Here is a 269-nt window from a genome sequence, read left to right on the forward strand (position 1 = left end):
ACCACAGAGGGGCAAGAAATCTACGACGAGTTTTCCGGCAGCGAGATCAGCGAAGTGTTGCTGACATGGCAGTTCGAGGCAAACGACCTCTACGAAGGCGACCAGACAGGCCGCTCCGTAATCGACGGGTTCAGCAACTCATTACTCTGCATGATTGAGATGATTGACCCCGATACTGAAGACTGAAAAGCCCTCTAACGGCGGTGCTATCCAAAAATAATCGGCTCTACATAGCTGAAAATCGGATAGAAATCGTTAACTTTGCCACT

1 protein-coding gene is annotated in these 269 nt (G+C 49.4%); it reads left to right on the forward strand.

The genetic code is table 11. The annotated features are described in order from the left end of the window. Positions 1-186 (forward strand): hypothetical protein (locus QZ310_RS07535; protein ID WP_297071896.1); only part of this gene is annotated, 186 nt, incomplete at its 5' end. Positions 187-269: the final 83 nt, after the last annotated feature.

Source organism: uncultured Duncaniella sp., from assembly GCF_910577345.1.
Classification (GTDB): Bacteria; Bacteroidota; Bacteroidia; order Bacteroidales; family Muribaculaceae; genus Duncaniella.